Annotated in this window: 18 protein-coding genes and 2 tRNA genes; 6 read left to right on the top strand and 14 right to left on the bottom strand. The window is 39.1% G+C overall.

What is annotated here, in order from left to right; all coding sequences use genetic code 11:
• Window positions 1–8: 8 nt before the first annotated feature.
• From HNP77_RS07155 to HNP77_RS07135, 5 genes are all read right to left on the bottom strand, one after another.
• On the bottom strand, window positions 9–203 hold the full coding sequence (locus HNP77_RS07155) for a helix-turn-helix domain-containing protein (RefSeq protein WP_221266543.1): 195 nt from the start codon (window positions 201–203) through the stop codon (window positions 9–11).
• 800 nt (window positions 204–1,003) lie between these two features.
• Window positions 1,004–2,401, bottom strand: coding sequence for a HipA domain-containing protein (locus HNP77_RS07150; RefSeq protein ID WP_184652491.1), 1,398 nt, complete (start codon window positions 2,399–2,401; stop codon window positions 1,004–1,006).
• Window positions 2,402–2,611: 210 nt separating this feature from the next.
• Window positions 2,612–2,767, bottom strand: coding sequence for a hypothetical protein (locus HNP77_RS07145; protein ID WP_184652490.1), 156 nt, complete (start codon window positions 2,765–2,767; stop codon window positions 2,612–2,614).
• Complete coding sequence (locus tag HNP77_RS07140) at window positions 2,764–2,946, bottom strand: type II toxin-antitoxin system TacA family antitoxin (protein WP_184652489.1); 183 nt, start codon at window positions 2,944–2,946, stop codon at window positions 2,764–2,766. The genes HNP77_RS07145 and HNP77_RS07140 overlap by 4 nt, the downstream gene beginning before the upstream one ends.
• 122 nt (window positions 2,947–3,068) lie before the next feature.
• Window positions 3,069–3,141, bottom strand: a tRNA-Met gene (locus HNP77_RS07135).
• Between the two features lie 172 nt (window positions 3,142–3,313).
• On the opposite strand from HNP77_RS07135, the gene HNP77_RS07130 reads away from it, so the two are divergent.
• The gene (locus HNP77_RS07130) at window positions 3,314–4,468 is read left to right on the top strand and encodes a THUMP domain-containing class I SAM-dependent RNA methyltransferase (protein ID WP_184652488.1); all 1,155 of its coding nucleotides are present in this window, start codon (window positions 3,314–3,316) and stop codon (window positions 4,466–4,468) included.
• 8 nt (window positions 4,469–4,476) lie between these two features.
• Window positions 4,477–5,070: a TetR/AcrR family transcriptional regulator gene (locus tag HNP77_RS07125; RefSeq protein WP_184652487.1), complete on the top strand. Its 594-nt coding sequence runs from the start codon at window positions 4,477–4,479 to the stop codon at window positions 5,068–5,070.
• 45 nt (window positions 5,071–5,115) lie between these two features.
• On the opposite strand, the gene HNP77_RS07120 is transcribed toward HNP77_RS07125, so the two are convergent.
• Window positions 5,116–6,027: a hypothetical protein gene (locus HNP77_RS07120; RefSeq protein ID WP_184652486.1), complete on the bottom strand. Its 912-nt coding sequence runs from the start codon at window positions 6,025–6,027 to the stop codon at window positions 5,116–5,118.
• Window positions 6,028–6,102: 75 nt separating this feature from the next.
• Here HNP77_RS07120 and HNP77_RS07115 point away from each other — a divergent pair, with 75 nt between their 5' ends.
• Window positions 6,103–6,750 carry a PrsW family glutamic-type intramembrane protease gene (locus HNP77_RS07115; RefSeq protein ID WP_184652485.1) on the top strand — a complete coding sequence of 216 codons (648 nt, stop codon included), beginning with the start codon at window positions 6,103–6,105 and terminating at the stop codon, window positions 6,748–6,750.
• Here the strand turns inward: HNP77_RS07115 and HNP77_RS07110 are convergent.
• The 5 genes from HNP77_RS07110 to HNP77_RS07090 form a co-directional block, all read right to left on the bottom strand.
• Entirely contained in the window at window positions 6,714–8,042 is a 1,329-nt protein-coding gene (locus HNP77_RS07110) for a M48 family metallopeptidase (RefSeq protein WP_184652484.1), read from the bottom strand. The genes HNP77_RS07115 and HNP77_RS07110 overlap by 37 nt on opposite strands.
• 48 nt (window positions 8,043–8,090) lie before the next feature.
• Window positions 8,091–9,425, bottom strand: coding sequence for a dihydroorotase (locus tag HNP77_RS07105; protein WP_184652483.1), 1,335 nt, complete (start codon window positions 9,423–9,425; stop codon window positions 8,091–8,093).
• A gap of 25 nt (window positions 9,426–9,450) precedes the next feature.
• The gene (locus tag HNP77_RS07100; protein WP_184652482.1) at window positions 9,451–9,900 is read right to left on the bottom strand and encodes an aspartate carbamoyltransferase regulatory subunit; all 450 of its coding nucleotides are present in this window, start codon (window positions 9,898–9,900) and stop codon (window positions 9,451–9,453) included.
• 24 nt (window positions 9,901–9,924) lie between these two features.
• On the bottom strand, window positions 9,925–10,848 hold the full coding sequence (gene pyrB, locus HNP77_RS07095; protein ID WP_184652481.1) for an aspartate carbamoyltransferase: 924 nt from the start codon (window positions 10,846–10,848) through the stop codon (window positions 9,925–9,927).
• A 103-nt stretch (window positions 10,849–10,951) separates the two neighbouring features.
• Window positions 10,952–13,066 carry a glycoside hydrolase family 95 protein gene (locus HNP77_RS07090; protein WP_184652480.1) on the bottom strand — a complete coding sequence of 705 codons (2,115 nt, stop codon included), beginning with the start codon at window positions 13,064–13,066 and terminating at the stop codon, window positions 10,952–10,954.
• A gap of 216 nt (window positions 13,067–13,282) precedes the next feature.
• Between HNP77_RS07090 and HNP77_RS07085 the strand changes: the two genes are divergently transcribed.
• Complete coding sequence (locus HNP77_RS07085) at window positions 13,283–14,380, top strand: SLC13 family permease (RefSeq protein ID WP_221266542.1); 1,098 nt, start codon at window positions 13,283–13,285, stop codon at window positions 14,378–14,380.
• 510 nt (window positions 14,381–14,890) lie between these two features.
• Here HNP77_RS07085 and HNP77_RS07080 read toward each other — a convergent pair.
• Window positions 14,891–14,963 (bottom strand) — tRNA-Asn (locus HNP77_RS07080).
• A gap of 88 nt (window positions 14,964–15,051) precedes the next feature.
• Window positions 15,052–15,993: a hypothetical protein gene (locus HNP77_RS07075; protein ID WP_184652478.1), complete on the bottom strand. Its 942-nt coding sequence runs from the start codon at window positions 15,991–15,993 to the stop codon at window positions 15,052–15,054.
• 193 nt (window positions 15,994–16,186) lie between these two features.
• Between HNP77_RS07075 and HNP77_RS07070 the strand changes: the two genes are divergently transcribed.
• Together HNP77_RS07070 and HNP77_RS07065 are read left to right on the top strand one after the other, a co-directional pair.
• Window positions 16,187–17,161 (top strand): hypothetical protein, encoded by a 975-nt coding sequence (locus HNP77_RS07070; RefSeq protein WP_184652477.1) that lies wholly within the window; start codon window positions 16,187–16,189, stop codon window positions 17,159–17,161.
• A gap of 31 nt (window positions 17,162–17,192) precedes the next feature.
• A complete protein-coding gene (locus tag HNP77_RS07065) occupies window positions 17,193–17,864 on the top strand; it encodes a hypothetical protein (protein ID WP_184652476.1) in 672 nt (223 codons plus the stop codon).
• 75 nt (window positions 17,865–17,939) lie between these two features.
• On the opposite strand, the gene HNP77_RS07060 is transcribed toward HNP77_RS07065, so the two are convergent.
• Window positions 17,940–18,992 carry a PTS sugar transporter subunit IIC gene (locus HNP77_RS07060; RefSeq protein ID WP_184652475.1) on the bottom strand — a complete coding sequence of 351 codons (1,053 nt, stop codon included), beginning with the start codon at window positions 18,990–18,992 and terminating at the stop codon, window positions 17,940–17,942.
• Between the last annotated feature and the right edge of the window lie 141 nt (window positions 18,993–19,133).

Raw genomic sequence — 19,133 nt, 5'->3', positions numbered from 1 at the left:
CTCTAATATTACCTGGATTCTTTTGCTTCTTTAGTCCGTCCATCCAACGGTTTTTCCGTATCCTTGGGAATAACCCAGCTGTTTCCAAATTTTTTTGCACCTGGTATCTTCCCTTCGGTACACATTAGAGTAACCATTCGTACAGTAACTCCCCATTTTTCGGCAAGTTCCTTAGCTGTACATAGATTATCCATTGTATCCATCCTAATACTATTATATTTCCGTTCTCGGAAGTATACAAGAAAATATTTATATGTAATATAATAATATGATTAAGTACCTAAGAATATTGATATAAAAGCGGAATCTCATGAATCAATAAATTACCTCTCCCATTCCCGCTCTATCTTCAGTTTCCTTTCCGCTTCCCGTCCCAGTTCAAACTCCCTATACCTGAAGCTTTTCTGCATCCATTCCTTTACGTCTTTACACCCGTGTTCTGCGATAACTCCGGCAATTTTACGAAGCAACTCCGAAGAAGTGTTTTTTACCGTTGGCTGTCTCCTTCGAGTAGCCGTTCAGCTGATGGTCATACTACTTAATCTAGCTGTCATATCCATCTTTAATCGCTTTATTTGAATTTGCAAAAGCAGAAACAAACAAATCGACTATCGGATCCAGCTGTTCATCCCGGTAGGTTCTCTAGGCATCACGGCACCGCTCCTTTGTCCACTCCTTAAAATTCTGAATACTCGGCATGAGTTCTTCCCACTTAGAGATTTCTTCAAGCACATCGATATTCTTTTCGGTCAGCGCAGAAAGGAGAGTGTAAAACCGATTACGCTGCAGGTCCTTTTCTTTCTGAAATTCCTCCAGAGTTTTTCCGACTTCATCCCGTAGCTTTGGTGTGTCTTCAATTTCAAGGCCGTGAGAGCGGGCTATGAAAATCCACTTTTACCGGCACATTTTGTCAAAGGTCATTTGGGGAATATTCTTCTTACTGATTTTCTTTCCTCCTTACGCCCCCAGTTACCATACTATTTATGTGGCCACTTCTGAAGGTTTAAAACACCTCCCAATATCCCGTCTTATTCGACCCAACGCGACAAATCTTTCCCTGCTTTTCAAGTTCGCTGTAAGTTCGTGTGATTGTTGCTCGTGAAAGGCCTGTTGCTTTAGAAACTTCTTCCTTAGTCTGTTTTGGATTTCGTTTTAGCGCTGAATAAACCAGGTCTGCATTCGACTGTTTTTCTTTCGAGCCAGCAGCTTCTGTTTTATACGATGCAAGAATTGATTTTGTTTCTTCGATTCTTTCACGAAGCTTCTTTACCAGAGCAGTCTTTTTTTCTTCTGAAAGTCGTTTTAACGGTTTTAGGAAATCAGTATACCAGTCGTCAATTCCATCAAGATTTTCAAGATTAATAGCGGAAGCAATTTTTGAAACAGGAAGCCTGCTTATCTGCTCTGACTGTGTCCCATAAAAAGGTTTTGCTCCAATCTGACCTGAAGAAATCATATTCATTTCAAAATCAAGAAGATTTAGAAACATGGATTTTCCTGTGTCGTATACTGGAGCGATGCCTTTCCACTGAAGTGTATTTGAATCCCTTATAAAGCTGATGTTGTAGGAATGGCGGTCGATGTTTGCCATTATATAATCTACAAGAATGATTTTTAATAAATCCGCCTCCGCATTGGGGATCTTCACTTCATTGCAGCGTTTTATAAGCTCTTCATAGTCGTAGAATTTTCCATCAATCAAACGCAAATCCTGATAAACAGCATCCATTGGAACCAGTTCAGTTGATTCATCAATCATATCCGGGCAGTAACAGAAGTATTTATCATCACGAATTGTAAGATAATAAGGCACATAAGCAATATTAAGGCGTCTACAGATTTCAGAAGCAAGAACTTCATTCAAAGGCTCCTGCTGTTCGGTTCCGGTACCGGCTTTTTCAAGATAGTTGATTCCATCCTTTTTGAACCAGCGCTTTGAAAGTTCACCGTTTGTTACATTATCTGGAGAGTAGGAACTGGAATTTCTATTCAGGCTTTTTGAATTACTTGTAAGGCGTAATCCGATTGCCGGATCATAATCATTTGTAAAGAAATTAATATCTTCCCAGAAAAGTTTATCTTTAAGTTCAACAGGACAAATCCAGTACTGGTCAGAAAGACTTAAGAACCAGCTCTTTTTTGCAAGTTCATAGTTTGAAGGTATTTCTAGTTCTTCCAGTGCTTCCTTAAAATGAAGCCGGGTAGAAGGAATGAGACGGTTATCCAGGAACAGCTCCATTTTTTCATTCAGGGCATAAAGATTATCAGAAGATGGTTTTCCATTTAGAAACAAAGCTACAGGCAGGTGTTCCTTGTTATAAACCTGCAGAACTTCAATGTAACCCTTATTTTCTGAATATCTGAGAATGGGGATATTTTTTTTATTAAGAATGTATTCCATATTTCGCCTCACAAAATTTATCGGCTCAAGTATATCAAAATGATAAGATATATCGGCTCAAAAATCAAGTTTATCGGCTCATATAATTGAAGAGCAAGTGATTTTATCGGCTCAATAATAATGAAAAAGGCTTCCAGTCTGAATTAAACAAACTGAAAGCCTCTTGGATAAGATTAGAAACCTTATCCTTCCATTGCTTTTCTTACTGTCTCAACAGTGAGAAAGTAAGAAAGTTCTTCCGATTCCCAGCGTGTCATTTTTTAATGAATAGCGTGAAAGAAATTCATTTAAAACTTCTGTTCCACAGTCGAACTTTTTAAGTTTTGATTTTGGGACATCTTTTATCGAAACTAATTTAAAACTCATCTGAACAAACCTTTTAATGCTTCATTTGGCTCTGGCGGATTTTCCAAAGCAGCCATTACAAGGTCTCTGTCGCGATTTGAAAGTACAAGAACTTCGTTTTCAGCCAGGTCAATCTGAGCCTGCTTTAAGATTGGAAGGAAAATCTGTTCCTGTGCTTTTCTTGTTTGCATGAGTTCCATCTGGCAGAAATAATTCTGCTAAATTAAATAGGATTTAGCAGTGTACTTAATTCCTTCCCACCAGCACTTTGCCTATAAAAACAAAAAAGCTCCACCCGTAAGAGTGAAGCTTTTATCATGTATAGCGAGGGCAGGACTCGGACCTGCGGCCTCCGGGTTATGAGCCCGACGAGCTGCCAACTGCTCTACCTCGCGTCGTAATGTTCGAGTATTATAAGACAATAGTTATCATATGTCAAGCAAAACTTTACAATATATGGATATTTTTTATGAACTATTTACTTTATTTCCATATAAACAGCATATTTTGGCGCTTTCAATCCATATACTACTTGTTCACAATGACACTTTTTGATAAAATGTCATTATGAATACTTTTGTGGCATTATGCGCAGTGGGCGCTGAAAAGATTTTAGGAAACGAACTCAAGCACCTGGGATTTCAGCTTGTACAGGGCAATACTCCGGGACGCGTTACTTTTACCGGCAACGACGATGCCCTTTACCTTTCTAACTATTCCCTTAGAACAAGCGACCGCGTTTATATTCAGATGGCAAAGTACGAAGCCTCAGATTTTGATGCTCTTTTTGACGGCTGCTACAGAATCAACTGGCAGGATTACTTTAAAAAAGATGTACGCGTAATAGTAGATAAAGTCCGCAGTCACAAAAGCAAACTCAACAGTGAACACAGCATTCAGGGAATGATTCAGAAAGCAATCTACAAAAAACTGGGTTCAATCTGGCACATCACAACACTTCCGGAAAGTGGTTCAGAGTGTGATGTACGAGTCTATCTTGAAAACAATATCGTAACCATTCTTCTTGATACCAGCGGCGAGGCCCTTCACAAAAGAGGTTACCGTACAGACGGTGGAATTGCACCTTTGCGCGAAACAACAGCCGCAGTTCTTATTCAGGAAATGATGTGGAGAAGAAAGACAGCCCTTCACGATCCATTCTGCGGAAGCGGAACTATCGCAATCGAAGCAAATCTTTATGCCCACAACATTGCACCTGGACTTGGACGCCACTTTGCATACGAAAATCTGGCAATCTATAATCAGCAGCGGGCAGTTGAAATAAAAAAACAGCTTGCAGAACAGATCCGCACAGATGTTGAATGCCGCATTACCGGAAGTGACATTGACCCTGTTGCAGTAGAAAGGGCAAAACTGAATGCAGAACATTCCTGTGTAGCAGCCGGCCGTGCACTTCAGATGATAGGAAGCGATGCAAAAATAGAACGCCCGGAATTCATCGTTAGTGATTTTTCTGATCTTGAAGCCCCATACGAAACAGGACTCCTTCTGTGCAACCCTCCTTATGGAGAACGAATCGGTGACATTCAGGAAGCAGAAATGCTCTACACAAAAATGGCAAACCTTTTTACAGATTTCAAAGGCTGGAACATGGGAATCATTACCAGTCAGAAAACCTTTGAACAGTGCATCGGAAAACGTGCCGTCTCTTCAAAGACCCTGAAGGCAGGCAATCTCGACACAGTTCTTTATAAATATTGAGGAAAGCAATGGCAGTCTTAGTAGAACACAGTAAGCGTAAACGTGAAATTCTGGAAAAGTCTCTGGATCTTTTTATTGAAGAAGGCTATGAAGACGTAACATTCCAAAAAATTGCAGACCGTTGCGGAATCACAAGAACTACCCTCTATATTTACTTCAAGAATAAAAGGGAAATCTTTATTTACAGCATAAAGCAGATAACAGAAAATCTCGAAAAGGCACTTTTAAAAATAATAAAAGATGAATCAATGTCATCCATCGACTGTCTGTATAAAACTTTCGAAACCATACTTGAAGAAATTGAATCAAATGCACAGCTCTTTAAGATTCTTCTTATCTATCTTATCCAGCTGCAGAAAAGCGGCGTTGATGTTGACGAAAGAGTTACACGCCGTGTCATAAGAGTTCAGCATTTACTGAGTACAATTGTAATCCGCGGTCAGAAACGTGGAGAAATAAAACAGATGCCGGTAAAAGAAATAAACGATCTTCTTTACAGTCAGATGGAATGTGCTGTATTCCGTCTGGCAGTTCTCGGAAGAACAAAACTTACCGGAATACGCGAAATGGTCAAATACCTTATCGATGGAATAAAAGTATAAAAAAAAGCCTGTTTCAAAAAAATCAAAACAGGCTTCCGGATTCTATCAGTCGCAGGTTACATCATAAACATCAGGTTCTTCTACCTGCTGCTTTACAATAAAGTATGAAGCTGCTTCTGTATCAACAAACAGATCTGTATCAGAAAGAGGCTTTGTCCATGCAATGTTCATGAACGGAGCCTCTGAGGTATAGGCACCCTTTGAAGGATCAAATTCTTCCTGCCCGTAAATACCAGTAATTTTCAATTCCTTATCCCTGAATGCAGTCGGAAGAGTATTTCCCAGTGCAATCTGATAACAGTCTATAGAATTTATTGTCTGTTCACCTAATTCAAAAAGTTGAGTGCGCACCCCGTTATTAATTCCAATCATAGGAACAAAATAAACCGGAGTACCAGTTACAGATTCATGAGTTTCCGGAAGCTCATGGGTACCGCTTACAACAAGCAGAGATTTTTCAATCGTAAGGACAAAAGTATTTGAATTGTAATCAATGCGGACAGGTGTTGAAGGATCAACTGCAGTAAGTTCCCGTTCACCGGAACCGGCCGTTCCTTTTCCCTGATAAGAAATAGTTGTCTGTGAACTTGTATAGCCGTCTGCCTTACGATAGCGGACATAATACTGATAAAATTTATTGCTGTCAGTATAATAATCTATGAAAGTCATGGCATGATTGTTGTAATATTCCGTCGGCTGAATCTGACCGATATTTACGGTTGAATTCTGAACCATGCTTGCATCCTTAGAACCTGAATCTACCTCGTACCTTATGACGTTAACATAATAACATCCTGACTGATGCACAGGTGTAATTATTATGCTTCCGCCGTCACTTCCATAAGTAATGGTAGGCGCCGTAATCGAACCGTCATCTTTAGAGAAATCTATAAATCCGCATGAACTGAACAATGCCGCAGAAAACACTGCGGTCAGCAAAATAAATATCTTCTTCATCCTATAGAATTTCGGTATGTAAATTATATTCTATTAGCGGTTTTTTTTAAAACAGTTTTCCTGTATATTTAACTTATGTTAACTAATGCAGTAATTTACCTATGTTTTTTTCCGATGATTTTTTTCTGTGCCGTACTTTGTCTTGCCATAAAAGATTTCAAGGCTAACTATGGAATTCTTGCCTGTGTTCTCGGACTTATAGCCCTTGTTCCAATTGAAATAATTCAGTTTACTGTTTCCAGCAACATAAAGTTTTCTACTGCAAGCATGCAGCTGCTTTTAAAATGCCTTGTCATAAACGGTCTTATTGAAGAAGCTGCAAAAATGCTTGTACTGTTTGCACTTCCGTCAAAAAAACTTACAAAAGCAGTTTTCTTCTGGTGCTCTGCCCTTTCCGGACTTGCCCTCGGCTGCTATGAACTTTTTATTTATCTTGCAATGGACCTTCACTTTTCAAATGCAGTGCTCAGATTTTTGACAGCCGTAATAGTTCACTCTTCCTGCGCTGCATTATGCGGACTCTTTGTTTATTCAGTTAAAACAAAAAAAATTACAGTACTTCCTTTCCTGTGTGCAGTTCTTTTTCACGGCACATACGATTATTTTGCAGGATTCCCGAAGAACACTCCCTTCTTTTATTTTTCCTTCATCATAATCCTGTTTTCAATAATCGAATGCCGTTCAATTTATTTTGACAGAGCGGAAGACGAAGTTTCAGAATAACTGCCGGCTTGCCTTATAGCGCGGATTCGTTTTAAAAGCGGCGGATGACTGTAATAAAATGCACAGTAAATATCCGGTGGAACGAATTCGCTTAAGTTCTCTTTATTCAATTTTATAAGTGCCGTACAGAGAGCTTCCCCTCCATTACATACTTCTGCAGAAAAACGGTCTGCCTCAAATTCATCTTTTCTGCTGAAAAAGTTCTGAATCAGTCCTGTAAAAATTCCAAAGCCCGAAAGAGAAAGTCCCAGCAAAAATATTCCTGCATATTCAAGAGCTGCAACCGGATGCATTGACTGCAGGCCTTCAACCTTAAACAGTTCAGGAGCAAAACCAAAACTTGTGTAAAGCGGCGGATATTTTAAAATCAGGCTAACTAAAAATGTAACGGCAAAAATAAACGGAACAGAAACAAGCATTTTTTTAATTATATGATGTTTCTTATAATGTCCAAGTTCATGACCAAGTACGGCTTCGATTTCATCAACTGTAAGCTGTTCAATAAGCGTATCATACAGAACGATTCGTTTTGATTTTCCGATTCCGGTAAAATAAGCATTAGAATGACGGCTGCGCTTTGAAGCATCCATTTTATATATTCCGCTGGATTTAAAACCTGTTTTTTCAAGAAGGGCTTCCAGACGGTTTTTTAATTCTTCATCTTCAATCGGCGTAAATTTGTTAAATAAAGGTGCAAGAAAAATCGGATAGATAAAGCTTAAGCCCAGGCTGAAAATAATCATCACCGAACTTACAAACAGCCACCACCACTGGTTCAAATGAATTAAAATAAATGCAACCGCTCCCATAAGTATTGCATTCATAATGAGGCCGAGAATAATTGATTTAATTCCGTCGAAAATCCACATGCGGAGATTCATGTTGCTGAAGCCGTATTTTTTTTCAATGCGGAATTCTCCGTACAGATCAAAAGGAATGCTTAAAACATCCCCCGGAAGTGAGACTAAAATTTCAAAAAGAATTATCGTAAGATATGCATTCTGCGTTACATTCCAGACAGTGGCAAAAACATCCTGATAAAAATAAATGCAGACAAGAAAAATCTTAAGCAAAAAGAAAACTATGCTTCTTGGAATGAAGAAAAAGTATTTTGCATTTTCATAACTGCAGGTTTTTGTCAGAACAGCTTCATCCACATGACCTTCAAGTTCAGAAGGAATTTCCGTTCCATGCAGCTTTCTTTTTTTATAGTCCACATATTCAAGAAAATGAACCGTTACGAATTTTAAGACAGCACCTGTAAAAAAAATATACAAAAATAAATTTTCCATTCTGTTTTCTAAACCTCATCAGTTAATTTTTATTCAGCCCGCAGTTTTTTAATCCTGAAAAACTATTCTGCCGTTAACAAAAGTTGCCTTTATCACACCAGAAAGTTTTTTGTTTTCAAGAGGAGTAAACTTTCCTTTGCTTGCAAACTCTTCTCCGTGTACCGTGTACTGAGCGTCAACATCAACAAGCACAAGGTCTGCCGTATAGTCCTCTTCAAGAAGGCCTTTATTTTTCAAACCTAAAATATCTGCAGGACGGGCACTCATTAATTCAGAAAGCTGCTTTAATTTCATTGAACCGTTTTTTACCATTGTCGTATAACTTAAAGCAAAAGAAGTTTCCAGACCGGAAAATCCAGGACTTCCGTTTTTCTTATCTTCCATTGTGTGAGGTGCATGATCAGTTGCGATTACATCCGCTGTCCCGTCAGAAAGTGCCTGAACGCAGGCAAGCCTGTCTTCTTCACTTCTAAGAGGAGGATTAACCACATTAAATATTTCAGGAATTTTTTCTCCGCTTAATCCAAGATGATGAGGAGTTACTTCACAGGTAATATTCATTCCGTCTTTCTTTGCGCGGCGTACGGCATCAAGACAGGTTTTTGTACTTACATGGCAAAGATGAAGGTGACATCCAGCTTCTTTTGCAAGCTCAATGTTTCTGAGTGTAGCCGTATCTTCTGCCAGTTTAAGAAGCACGTTTGCCTGTTTTAAATTTGCAGCAGCCTCTTTTTTTTCTGCAGCAGTCGGTTTCCCTGACTTTAAAAGTTCCAGTGCTTTCTGCCTGAAAGGTTTTGCAGCTGCGGCAAGAGAAGGGTCTTCACAATGACAGCCGACGATAATTTTTTTTGCAGCAGCCTTTTTCATTGCATCAAGCATTACTGCTGAAGAAGCAACTTCCTTTCCGTCTTCAGTTATTACAGGTACACTTTTTGAATTCAATTCATCCAGATGAGAAACAGTTTTTCCGTCAAAGTCTTTTGTTATGCTTACACTCTGAATTACATTGCAGTAACCGGCTTCCGCTGCTTTCTGATTATTCTTCAATGCCATTTCTAAAGAAGAAACAACAGGTGACGTATTAGGCATAAGAACGCAGGTTGTATATCCTCCTGCAGCAGCTGCCATGCTTCCTGTAACTATATCTTCTTTCTGGGTCAGTCCCGGATCCCTGAAGTGTGCATGCATGTCTATAAACCCAGGCATCAGAACGGCACCATCAGCATTAAACTTACTGACATTATCATCAGAAAGCATCTGCTTTACAGTTTCTTTTGAAGGAAATCCTGCAATCTTACTTCCGCTGATAAGAACTGCTCCATTTTTTACATCGATATTCTTATCAACAAGCCGGGCGTTGTAAATCAAAGTTAAGTCTTTCATGTTTTCTCCAGAAGGATTTTTATCTCTAATCTTCAACAACAGAACCGAGAATTCCTGCCTTGTAAACTGAATCACAGTAAACACAGCGGTACTGTTTCTTTTCTTTGCTTACAAGATGAAATTCCTGAGGCATGTAGTGTTCAGTTATTGTTATGCAGCGCGGATTTTTACATTCCATTACGCCTTCAACCTTTGCAGGAAGTTCCATCTTTATTTTGCGGGCAATCTTTCCATCCTGAATTACATTAACCGTAATGTTTTCATCAATGTATCCAAGAACACTGTAGTCAATGTTGATGATGTTGTCGATTTTTATAATGTCTTTCTTTCCGGTTTTCTGAGACTGAGCATTAACAACAAGGGCTGTAGTATAAGGTGCCTTATCAAGACCGAGCCACTTAAAAACTTTCCATCCCAGTCCTGCCTGAATATGATCTATTACGAGACCGTTTTTTATTTCATCAATATTAAGCATTTCATTCCCCTTATTTTAAATTCATTAAAGTGCACCGGTTATTTTTGCAATCAGAGCCATGCGGGCATACATACCGTACTTTACCTGCTTAAAGTAAGCTGCCCTCGGATCATCATCAACTTCCGGCTGAATTTCATTTACGCGCGGGAGAGGATGAAGAACTATCATGTCCTTGCGGGCAAGCTTCATCTTTGACTTATCAAGAATATAACTGTCCTTAAGACGGATATAATCCTGTTCGTTAAAAAATCTTTCTTTCTGAACGCGGGTCATGTAAAGGATATCAAGATCGCCGATAACATCTTCAAGCTTTTCTGAAGTTATGAATTCAACTCCAGCAGGCTTAAGAATATCTTCCGTAATGTATTCAGGAACTTTTAATTCTTCCGGACTTATAAAAACGAATTTATTGTTCTTGTAACGGCTCATTGCTTTTGCAAGGGAATGAACTGTGCGGCCAAACTTAAGGTCTCCGCAGAAACCTATTGTATGATTTTCAAAACCACCCTGAAGGGCACGGATTGTAAGAAGGTCTGTAAGTGTCTGAGTAGGATGATAGTGTCCTCCGTCTCCGGCATTAATGACAGGAACCGGTGAATACTTTGAAGCAAGAAGTGCAGCTCCTTCTTTTGGTGAACGCATTGCAATTACATCAACATATGAACTTACTACGCGGATTGTATCGGCAAGAGTCTCCCCTTTTGTAGAAGACGTATAGCTTGCATCTGCAAATCCCTCGACTGTTCCTCCAAGATGAAGCATGGCAGCTTCAAAAGAAAGCCTTGTTCTTGTGCTTGGTTCAAAAAAAAGTGTCGCAAGAATTTTCCCGCGACACACATCTTGAAACGAAACTGGATCTACAATCATCTGTTCTGCAAGGGAACAAATTTCATCAATTTCTCCCACTGTCAGATCACCTGGCTCTATAACGTGCCTTCCTGTCAACATCTCGTACCTCTGTAATTTTTATTTTTTCGAGTGTAACACGAATCACATTCTTTGCAAATAGTAAAATTACAGAGTTTTAAAATGTTCCTGAAACTTTATAATCTCATACAGTTGTCGGAAGAACGTTCATTACATCCAGAGAGTTGTTTTTAAGAGATGCGTTGTAACGTTTTCCTTTATAACAGATAACAAGCTGGTCTATAAAATCATGTCCCGGCTTTGTATAAAGTTTTGCAGCCTTTATCTTTCCGTCTTTCCAGGTGATATTTGCAAAAACATTTCCCTTTAAGGTTGCACCGTTAAATTCACCGGAAGCAAGAGACTCAGGAACTTCCTCGAGAATATAAATCTCAAGTACGTCATTACAAACCCTGCTGCTGATTATACGCTGAGTTGCTTCATAAAGAATTTCAAAATTTCTGTCAAAGAAAGATTCCGGTTCAAAATCAAATTTATCCGCCTTAACGGAAGTCATGGACTTCTCATATTCCAAAGCAGAAGCTTCAAGTCTTGAACGCATTGCCTTAAACAGAACAAGATCTTCATCAACGGAAGAAACCTTACAGTATTCAGCGGCCTTTATAACGCTGCCAAACATTTTGTAAAGTTCATAATTTGTCTCTCCGTCAGAATAACCTGCGTAGAAAGTTTCTCCATCTTTTTTATACTCATGGAAGGACGGCACAAGAACAGCACTTTTTCCTTCATTTTCCAAAACCAGATATGAAGCATAGAACCGAGCAATATCATTCAGTACCCTGTAATTCTTTTTCAGGAACTTAACATTCATCGTGCTGTAGAACTGATTCATTATATTTTCTACAACAACAGTTCCACCTGCTACGGAATACGAATTCCTTAAATCAGAACCGGCTGGAGAAGTATCGCCCCAGATATCCGTTGAACCGTGAACAGCACATCCCTGAATTCCATACATTTCTCTTGCAGTTGTCTTTCCGTGTGTAAAAAGTTTTTTATAAAGTTTTTCTGAAGAAAGACCGTTACGCTTAAGCCCCGTAATATAAGGAGCATAATTTTCCGGAGAAAGTTCATTCATGCTGTAACGTACATTATCTGAATCTTCATCTTCCGTAAGCCACAGACCGCATGGCAATGCAGGAAGAGTTCCCGGTCTCATTGTTGAAGCAGCAAGAAGGTATCTGCTGTAATTCCAGAACTGTTCCATAAATTCCGGAGAAGATTTCTTTTCGAGTAATTCTTCAGTACAAAGCTTTGAACTGCCGTCAGTAAGTTTAAAAGAAACTTTCTTAAACTGTGCAGCAGTTTCCTGATAATGAAGGCGCTTTATTGAATCAAAATTCCTGCAGGAAGCAAGACAGATTTTCTTTAACGCAAGGTCCGCACTCCACAATGCAAGTGAATTAGCTTTTCTGTGAACATCTCCGCATTTTTTATAGTAATGAGGTTTTCTGTAAGCAGATTCCACATCAACAAAAAGCGTAACTTCATCAGCTTTTTCTACAATAATATTTGAACCTGTAACTTTTACATTTCCGTCTACAGCAACTGCCGTAACAACTGCGGCAAAAGGAACTCCGTTTATGCTGTGAAAGCAGACCGTATCATCAGAAAGGGAATATTTTTTATAAGCGTCCCTGCATTCAAGAGAAGCCCTGAGGTAAATGCTTTTCGGAGTTGAAGCAGAAATATGAACGGCAAGCACATCTTCCTGAGAAGAAGCAAAAACTTCTGTCGTGTAAGTTATGCTTGAACCGCTGGTATTTTTAGAAAGATCTTCCGTACTCGGTGTTTTTGATTCACGGGTAAAAACTGTGGAAGCAACAGCTGTTTCAAAATCCAGCTGTCTTTTATAGAAGGAAACTGACTCATCAGAAATTCTCCTGATACCGTCCGGTCCCTTAAGGCCATAAGTTTCTCCGTCATAAAAATCTATATGAAGGGAACCTGCTGATTTATAATGTGCCTGTTCCTGAGGTAAAGCCGTAAAGCTTTCGTAAATAAGTTCCTGCGCTTCAGAAATACGGTCCAGTTCTATAAGATTACGGATTTCTTTTAGGGATGCAGCGCCACTTGAATTATTTCTGTCTGTAAAGGGTTTTGACCATACAGATTCTTCATTAAGATCTATAACTTCATGCCCGATGTTTCCGTGAACCAAAGCGCCAAGTCTTCCGTTGCCAACGGGAAATGCTTCTTTTTTATTCTGAGCCGGTTTTTTGTACCACATTGAATTCATAAAATCCCCCTCACTTCTACAGACAGCCTCCGAAAAACTTTATATAAGGCTGACCCTGTATTTTTAAAATTGCATTTATTATAGATAAAAGTCTATCACATAAACTTATCTTAGGCACGGGGTTTTAAAGCATATCAAAAAACTACTTGTAATAAAGCCGTGTTTTCACTTTAATTTTAAATCATGTTTTCAGTTATCAGACCCATTGTTTCATTCTTGAAAAAAGAAATAGTACTTACCTGTGCATGGATTCTTGCCATAGCTTCTGCTTTTTTTGTAACACCTGACCGCAATTATATTTCCTACATCGATTTCAGTTCCCTTCTGATTTTGTGGAGTCTTATGGTAATAATGCAGTTCTTTTCCACAGAGGGAATTTTCATTTTAATCGGAAACCGCCTTCTTCTGCTTACAAAAAAAATATGGCAGCTGGCAGCGGTTCTTATTGCCCTGTGTTTTTTTACTTCCATGTTCATAACAAACGATGTTGCACTGCTGACTTTTGTTCCTTTTACGATATTAATGCTTGATGCCTGTGACAGAAAGGATCTTTTAATTCCGGTAATCGTGCTTCAGACTATCGCTGCAAATACAGGAAGTATGTTTACCCCTGTAGGCAATCCACAGAATCTGTTTTTATTTTCACTGATGAATTCTTCCCTTAAGGATTTTCTGCTTCTGATGCTTCCATATACCGGCCTGTCTTTTTTACTTTTAACCGCAGGAATTTTCTGTCTGAAAAACAAAAGCCAGCCTTGCAGTACTCAGCAGGACAATTCTTCCCATATAAGAATCAATCCGGTTACGGCAGGAATTTACGCGCTGCTGTTTCTGAGTGCAATACTTACGGTACTTAAATTCATTCCTTTCTATATACTTGCAGCAGTTGTTTTAGCCGTTACTCTTGTTATAAAACCAAAAATCATACTGAGAGCAGACTACGCCCTGCTTTTTACCTTTATAGGGTTCTTTATTTTTACAGGAAACATTGCCCGCATTACGGTCTTTAAGGAAAGTCTGCAGAATTTTGTTGCAGGACATGAAGTGCTGACCGGAATTGCAGCAAGCCAGGTTATAAGCAACGTTCCGGCTGCCTTACTTCTGTCTGGTTTTGCAAAGAATCTCAGGGAACTGACTGTCGGTGTAAATGTGGGAGGTCTGGGAACTCTTATTGCTTCCATGGCAAGTCTTATTTCTTATAAATTCTATGTCAGGACTCCACAGTGTAAAAAAGGCAGATACCTGCTTTACTTTACGGCTGCAAATATTATTTTTCTGATTCCGCTATGTCTTGTGAATATGGCGGGGCTTTAACAGTTTTCTGCTGGGTTTGCCATTTATTCTAATGGGTTTGCCTTTCAGGCCTGCCTTCGTTCGCTTATTCCTCCCCCTTGGTCGGCGCTCACTGCGGCTTCAAACCCGGCTGTATAGTTATGTTAAATATTGTCTTTTGTTTAAAATAAAAAGGGGATGTCCAATAAGTTCAAAAAGTGTCATTTTCGGGCCTGACCCGAAAATCTATTTAATTACAATACGTCGAGTCAAGGCACGCTAACGCTTAAAGCCTTGACTTCGCCGTTTTGAGGGTTTGTACTACCCCCTCAATACAAGAGATTGCCGTGTCGAGCACGGCAATGACTTATACTTATTGGACAGCCCCTTAGTCGCCCCCTGCTGGGTTTGCCTTTCAGGCCTGCCTTTGTTCGCTTGTCCCTCCCGCCTGGTCGGCGCTCACTGCGGCTTCAAACCCAGCTGTATAATTATGCTAAATAGCAAACATAGTTTAAAATAAAAAAGGTTCTCTAGTTAAAGAGAACCTTTAATCGCCCCCTGCTGGGTTTGAACCAGCGACACACGGATTAACAGTCCGTTGCTCTACCGACTGAGCTAAGGGAGCATTCATTGCTGAATGTGAAGATAATATATATAAAAGCAAAAAAAGTGTCAATATACCTTTTAATTTTCTTTATAAAATTTTCCTGGGGTTACTCTAAGACAAACTCTGCCGGAGTAAGAGTAACAGACTGAATTACTTCAATTGATTCCGGGAGAGCAGCTTCCTCTGGAGCTTCAATTACACGAAGTTTCTTCACGGAAATAAATTTTCCTTCTTCCACAGTATCAGAAACTGTTTCGTATTCAAATTTACAAAGTCCGGATTTCCTTACAATACACTCCGCTTCATTCCTTTCATATACGTATTCAATTCTGTACAAATCTACATCAAAAGAATTTTCCGTCATATTTTTTACATTTCCGTTATAAATTACTGACGAGCCGGATTCTGTATATTTAAATGTAAGTGAATTCAGGGTGACACTTCCATCCTCAGATGCAAAAATAAAATGCTGATTAAACCATGAAGGTGCTTTCTGCATAAGTGTAAATGATTTTCCGTCATCAGCAAAAACAAAATTCTCTTCTATAACTTCATTAAAGGTTTCTTCTGCCATCTGACGAACATAACCGGACTTAAATTCGCCGAATGCTTTTTTTGATTCTGGTGAAAACTTAATTCCCTGTCCTGCAAACTGACTGTCAAATATTCTGTTCAGTCTGCGCTCATATTCTTCAGGAGATGAGCTTACTGATGAAGAAGCCGCATCTGCTACGGAAATTATTTTTGTATAGAGAACCGAGTGTTCTTCATCAATCGAATACCAGTCCTTACCTGCAAAAATCCATCTGCCGTTTATATCTGCTACATAAATTTCTACAGTACCGTCAGTACCAAAAACATATTTATTAAATATTCTGTCAGAAAAGAAAGTCCTTCCTGCAAAAAGATCTCTTCCTGAAGTCTCCGGAAGTTCTTTTAAAGGCATTTCTGAATTAATTTTTCCGGATGAAGAACAGGCTGCATTCAAAAAAACAAATGCACAGAACACACTGATTAATACTGAATAATAAAAACTATTTCTTCTCATATTTAAACTTTATCGAACAAAACAGAAAATTTCTTTATAAAAACAAATAGTTTCTACTATGAATATATAAATTTAACTGTTAAAATAAACTAAAAAATTGGCAGAATGAACAGCAATTACATTCAAAATCCTGTAATTGTTATCCGTAACGCTCATGTTGCGCAGCTGCCATAAAGGCTTAGGGGAGAGAAAAATGAAAAAAATCGTAATCCTGGTTTTGACATGTGCATCACTGCTTTTCAGCTGTTCAAAAAAAAGTGATTCAGCAAAACAAGCAGACGCAAAAAAACCAACTGTTGACGGTGTAATGCTTTACGAAGAAAGCCATTACTGGACAGAAACCGCTGAAGGTAAAATGCGCTGGGTTGACTGCATTTTTAAAGGTGACACTGTAAAAGTTTATACAGATGCAGATGGAAATCCGGAAACAAAAAAAGCTGTTCGTGAAGGCAAAACAGACGAAGAAACTTTCTATCACATAAATATTGAAGAAAGAGGTGACTTCTGGACAATCGACTGGTACCTTGCAGTTAACGCTCAGCCAGGTGCAATTCTTGAAGACTGCTTTATTTTTTCAGAACCAAAAGCAACTGCTCCTACATCAACAAAACTCAAGAAGTTTGAAATCGTAGGAATTCTTGAAGAAAAAGATAATTTTTACAAAATCTATGTCCGCGATGACAAACAGCTCAGACAGAATATTTACGTAGAAAAGAAAGTTGTATGCAATCACGCAAACGATGTTGAGGCAATTAAAACTTACAGACGCATCAGCGGAAAAACAAATGCTGCAGTTCAGTATGAAGTAATCGACAAGCTTATCAACGACTGGGATTTAGGAAAAAACAATCCGAGACTCTGCAAAGAAGCTTATATTTCTCTTGTTTCTCAGATTTTTACAGATGCTGACAACTATACAATCAATTTCAACCAGGACAATCTGTACAAAGTTTATTCAGTTTATAACGACCTGTATTCTGAAAATTCGTATGATGAAGATTATGACATTGATTATTCTGATTCTGACGACGAGTATGACTATGAAGATGAAGATGACGAAGACGATGACAATGACGACTACTACGAAGATGATGAATCAGATGAAGAATATGATGACTACGATGTAGACTTTGACAGCGATGATTCTGATGAGTACGAATGGGAATAATCCCGGTAAAAAAGAATAACAGGAGATAAAAATGAAAAAAATTATTTCTATGATTTTAGCTGCAGCTGCACTTTCATTTTTTGCAGCAGCAGAAGAAACAGCATTCAAAGAATCAAAAGCAGGCGGACAGGGTGTAATTCTCCGTGACGGTTGTGTTTTATGGAATAAAGCTGATGACGGAAAAATCAAATGGATCGGCGGAACTTCAAAAAATGCCGCATCTGGAAAAACTTTCAACGTAACATCAGAAGCTACAGCAACTCTTGTTTCAAGTTCAGGAGAATCACCGAACTCTTCTTTCTATGGAATTGAAATGGACGGTAAAGCTTTTTATGTTCTTAAAAGCCAGGTTTGGGTTTCTGATTCAGCAAAACCAGCCGTAATGCTCAGAGGAAACATCATCTGCCGCAGACCGCTTCTTTCTTCCTTCATGCAGGAAGCTTCAATCAAACCTGTTACAGTGGGAGCAATTGACGGACCGACAGTTAACGGATTTAAAGCATTCCATTACTACAATGCAAAAAAATATGTTGTAGAAACTGTTTATCTTACACTGAATGAATTTTCTGAATCAAAAGCAGATCTTGAAGCTGTAGAACTTCATGCAAAACTTAATAGCACAACTGATCCGGAACTTAAGGCAAAACTGATTGATACAATCAATACTTCAGGCTGTTCTGAAGAACTTGTAATCGGTTTCTAATTAAAACCAGATCCAAAAAAACAGGGCTGTCCGGCATATACCGGGCAGCCCTGTTTTTTTCTGCATTAAAAGATTTTACTCAGGTAAGGTAAGATCTCCTTCCTTTATAAGTCCCAGCTTTCTGAATGCAAGACCAAATGCCCATGCTAAAACTCCAGGAAGAATAATACAAACCATAAAAAGGCCAAGCCAGTCCATTGCAGACGGACTTATATTCAAAGCCTGATTTACAGGATTATACCAGCCTGAAACTACCCCGATAGGACCAACCATTCCGCAGGTTCCCATTCCTGAAGATACGGCAGCGCCATTCATTTCCATCTTAAAAAGACATGTTGAAACAGGTCCCGTAATCATTGAAGTAAGGCACACCGGTATCCAGACAAGCGGATTCCTTACAATATTCGGCATCTGGAGCATGGAAGTTCCCAATCCCTGAGAAAGAAGTCCGCCCCAGCGGTTTTCCCTGAAGCTCATTACTGCAAAACCCACCATCTGAGCACAGCAGCCGGCTACAGCAGCTCCTCCGGCAAGCCCCGTAAGTCCAAGGGCAGCACAAATGGCCGCAGAACTGATAGGAAGCGTAAGGGCAACTCCGACAATAAGAGAAACAAGTATTCCCATCCAGAAAGGATGAAGTTTTGTCGTAAGCATTATAAGGTTTCCGACTTTACTTGCACCAAGTCCGATATATTTTGCAAACAGCACGGCAAGGAGAACGCCTCCGACAATAGTAACAATCGGAGTTACAAGAATATCAACCTTTGTTTTTTTACTTACCAGCATTCCCAGCTCGGCAGCTGCTATTGCAATAAGAAGAACTGCAAGAGGTCCCCCTGCTCCGCCTAAAATATTTGTCGTAGCACCAACAGTAACAAGACTGAAAAGTACAAGTGCATGACAGCCCATTGCATAACCGATACCAACAGCCATTGCAGCCCCCACAACATGAGGATCACTGGCAAAAGTTCCGGCATCTGCAAGAAACTTAAATACGACATTCGTACCGAGACGTAAAAGCTGGGTTCCCAGAGTTTTAACTATTGTACCTACAAGCAGGGAGGCAAAAAGTCCCTGTGCCATTCCGCTCATTGCGTCAATAAAATAACGCTTAACAAATCTGTTCATGATGAACTCCTATAAACCTGTAAAAACATGCAGTTTCCCAAATTTACATGAAATCGCTGTGTCTTACAAGAATTAAAAAAACTTCATAATTCTTTTAAAAAAAAGTCCGATAAATTCAGTATTAACTGTCTCAAAACAGCT

Source organism: Treponema rectale (assembly GCF_014202035.1).
Classification (GTDB): domain Bacteria; phylum Spirochaetota; class Spirochaetia; order Treponematales; family Treponemataceae; genus Treponema_D; species Treponema_D rectale.
Note: the sequence above shows the minus strand (reverse complement) of the source record. Positions and strands in the feature narration are given on the sequence as shown.

Excerpts from the sequence above, each read along its gene's own strand:
- HNP77_RS07155 (WP_221266543.1), bottom strand. The coding sequence starts at position 203 with ATGGATACAATGGATAATCTATGTACAGCTAAGGAACTTGCCGAAAAA.
- HNP77_RS07150 (WP_184652491.1), bottom strand. The coding sequence starts at position 2,401 with ATGGAATACATTCTTAATAAAAAAAATATCCCCATTCTCAGATATTCA.
- HNP77_RS07145 (WP_184652490.1), bottom strand. The coding sequence starts at position 2,767 with ATGAGTTTTAAATTAGTTTCGATAAAAGATGTCCCAAAATCAAAACTT.
- HNP77_RS07140 (WP_184652489.1), bottom strand. The coding sequence starts at position 2,946 with ATGGAACTCATGCAAACAAGAAAAGCACAGGAACAGATTTTCCTTCCA.
- HNP77_RS07130 (WP_184652488.1), top strand. The coding sequence starts at position 3,314 with ATGAATACTTTTGTGGCATTATGCGCAGTGGGCGCTGAAAAGATTTTA.
- HNP77_RS07125 (WP_184652487.1), top strand. The coding sequence starts at position 4,477 with ATGGCAGTCTTAGTAGAACACAGTAAGCGTAAACGTGAAATTCTGGAA.
- HNP77_RS07120 (WP_184652486.1), bottom strand. The coding sequence starts at position 6,027 with ATGAAGAAGATATTTATTTTGCTGACCGCAGTGTTTTCTGCGGCATTG.
- HNP77_RS07115 (WP_184652485.1), top strand. The coding sequence starts at position 6,103 with ATGTTAACTAATGCAGTAATTTACCTATGTTTTTTTCCGATGATTTTT.
- HNP77_RS07110 (WP_184652484.1), bottom strand. The coding sequence starts at position 8,042 with ATGGAAAATTTATTTTTGTATATTTTTTTTACAGGTGCTGTCTTAAAA.
- HNP77_RS07105 (WP_184652483.1), bottom strand. The coding sequence starts at position 9,425 with ATGAAAGACTTAACTTTGATTTACAACGCCCGGCTTGTTGATAAGAAT.
- HNP77_RS07100 (WP_184652482.1), bottom strand. The coding sequence starts at position 9,900 with ATGCTTAATATTGATGAAATAAAAAACGGTCTCGTAATAGATCATATT.
- pyrB (WP_184652481.1), bottom strand. The coding sequence starts at position 10,848 with ATGTTGACAGGAAGGCACGTTATAGAGCCAGGTGATCTGACAGTGGGA.
- HNP77_RS07090 (WP_184652480.1), bottom strand. The coding sequence starts at position 13,066 with ATGAATTCAATGTGGTACAAAAAACCGGCTCAGAATAAAAAAGAAGCA.
- HNP77_RS07075 (WP_184652478.1), bottom strand. The coding sequence starts at position 15,993 with ATGAGAAGAAATAGTTTTTATTATTCAGTATTAATCAGTGTGTTCTGT.
- HNP77_RS07070 (WP_184652477.1), top strand. The coding sequence starts at position 16,187 with ATGAAAAAAATCGTAATCCTGGTTTTGACATGTGCATCACTGCTTTTC.
- HNP77_RS07065 (WP_184652476.1), top strand. The coding sequence starts at position 17,193 with ATGAAAAAAATTATTTCTATGATTTTAGCTGCAGCTGCACTTTCATTT.
- HNP77_RS07060 (WP_184652475.1), bottom strand. The coding sequence starts at position 18,992 with ATGAACAGATTTGTTAAGCGTTATTTTATTGACGCAATGAGCGGAATG.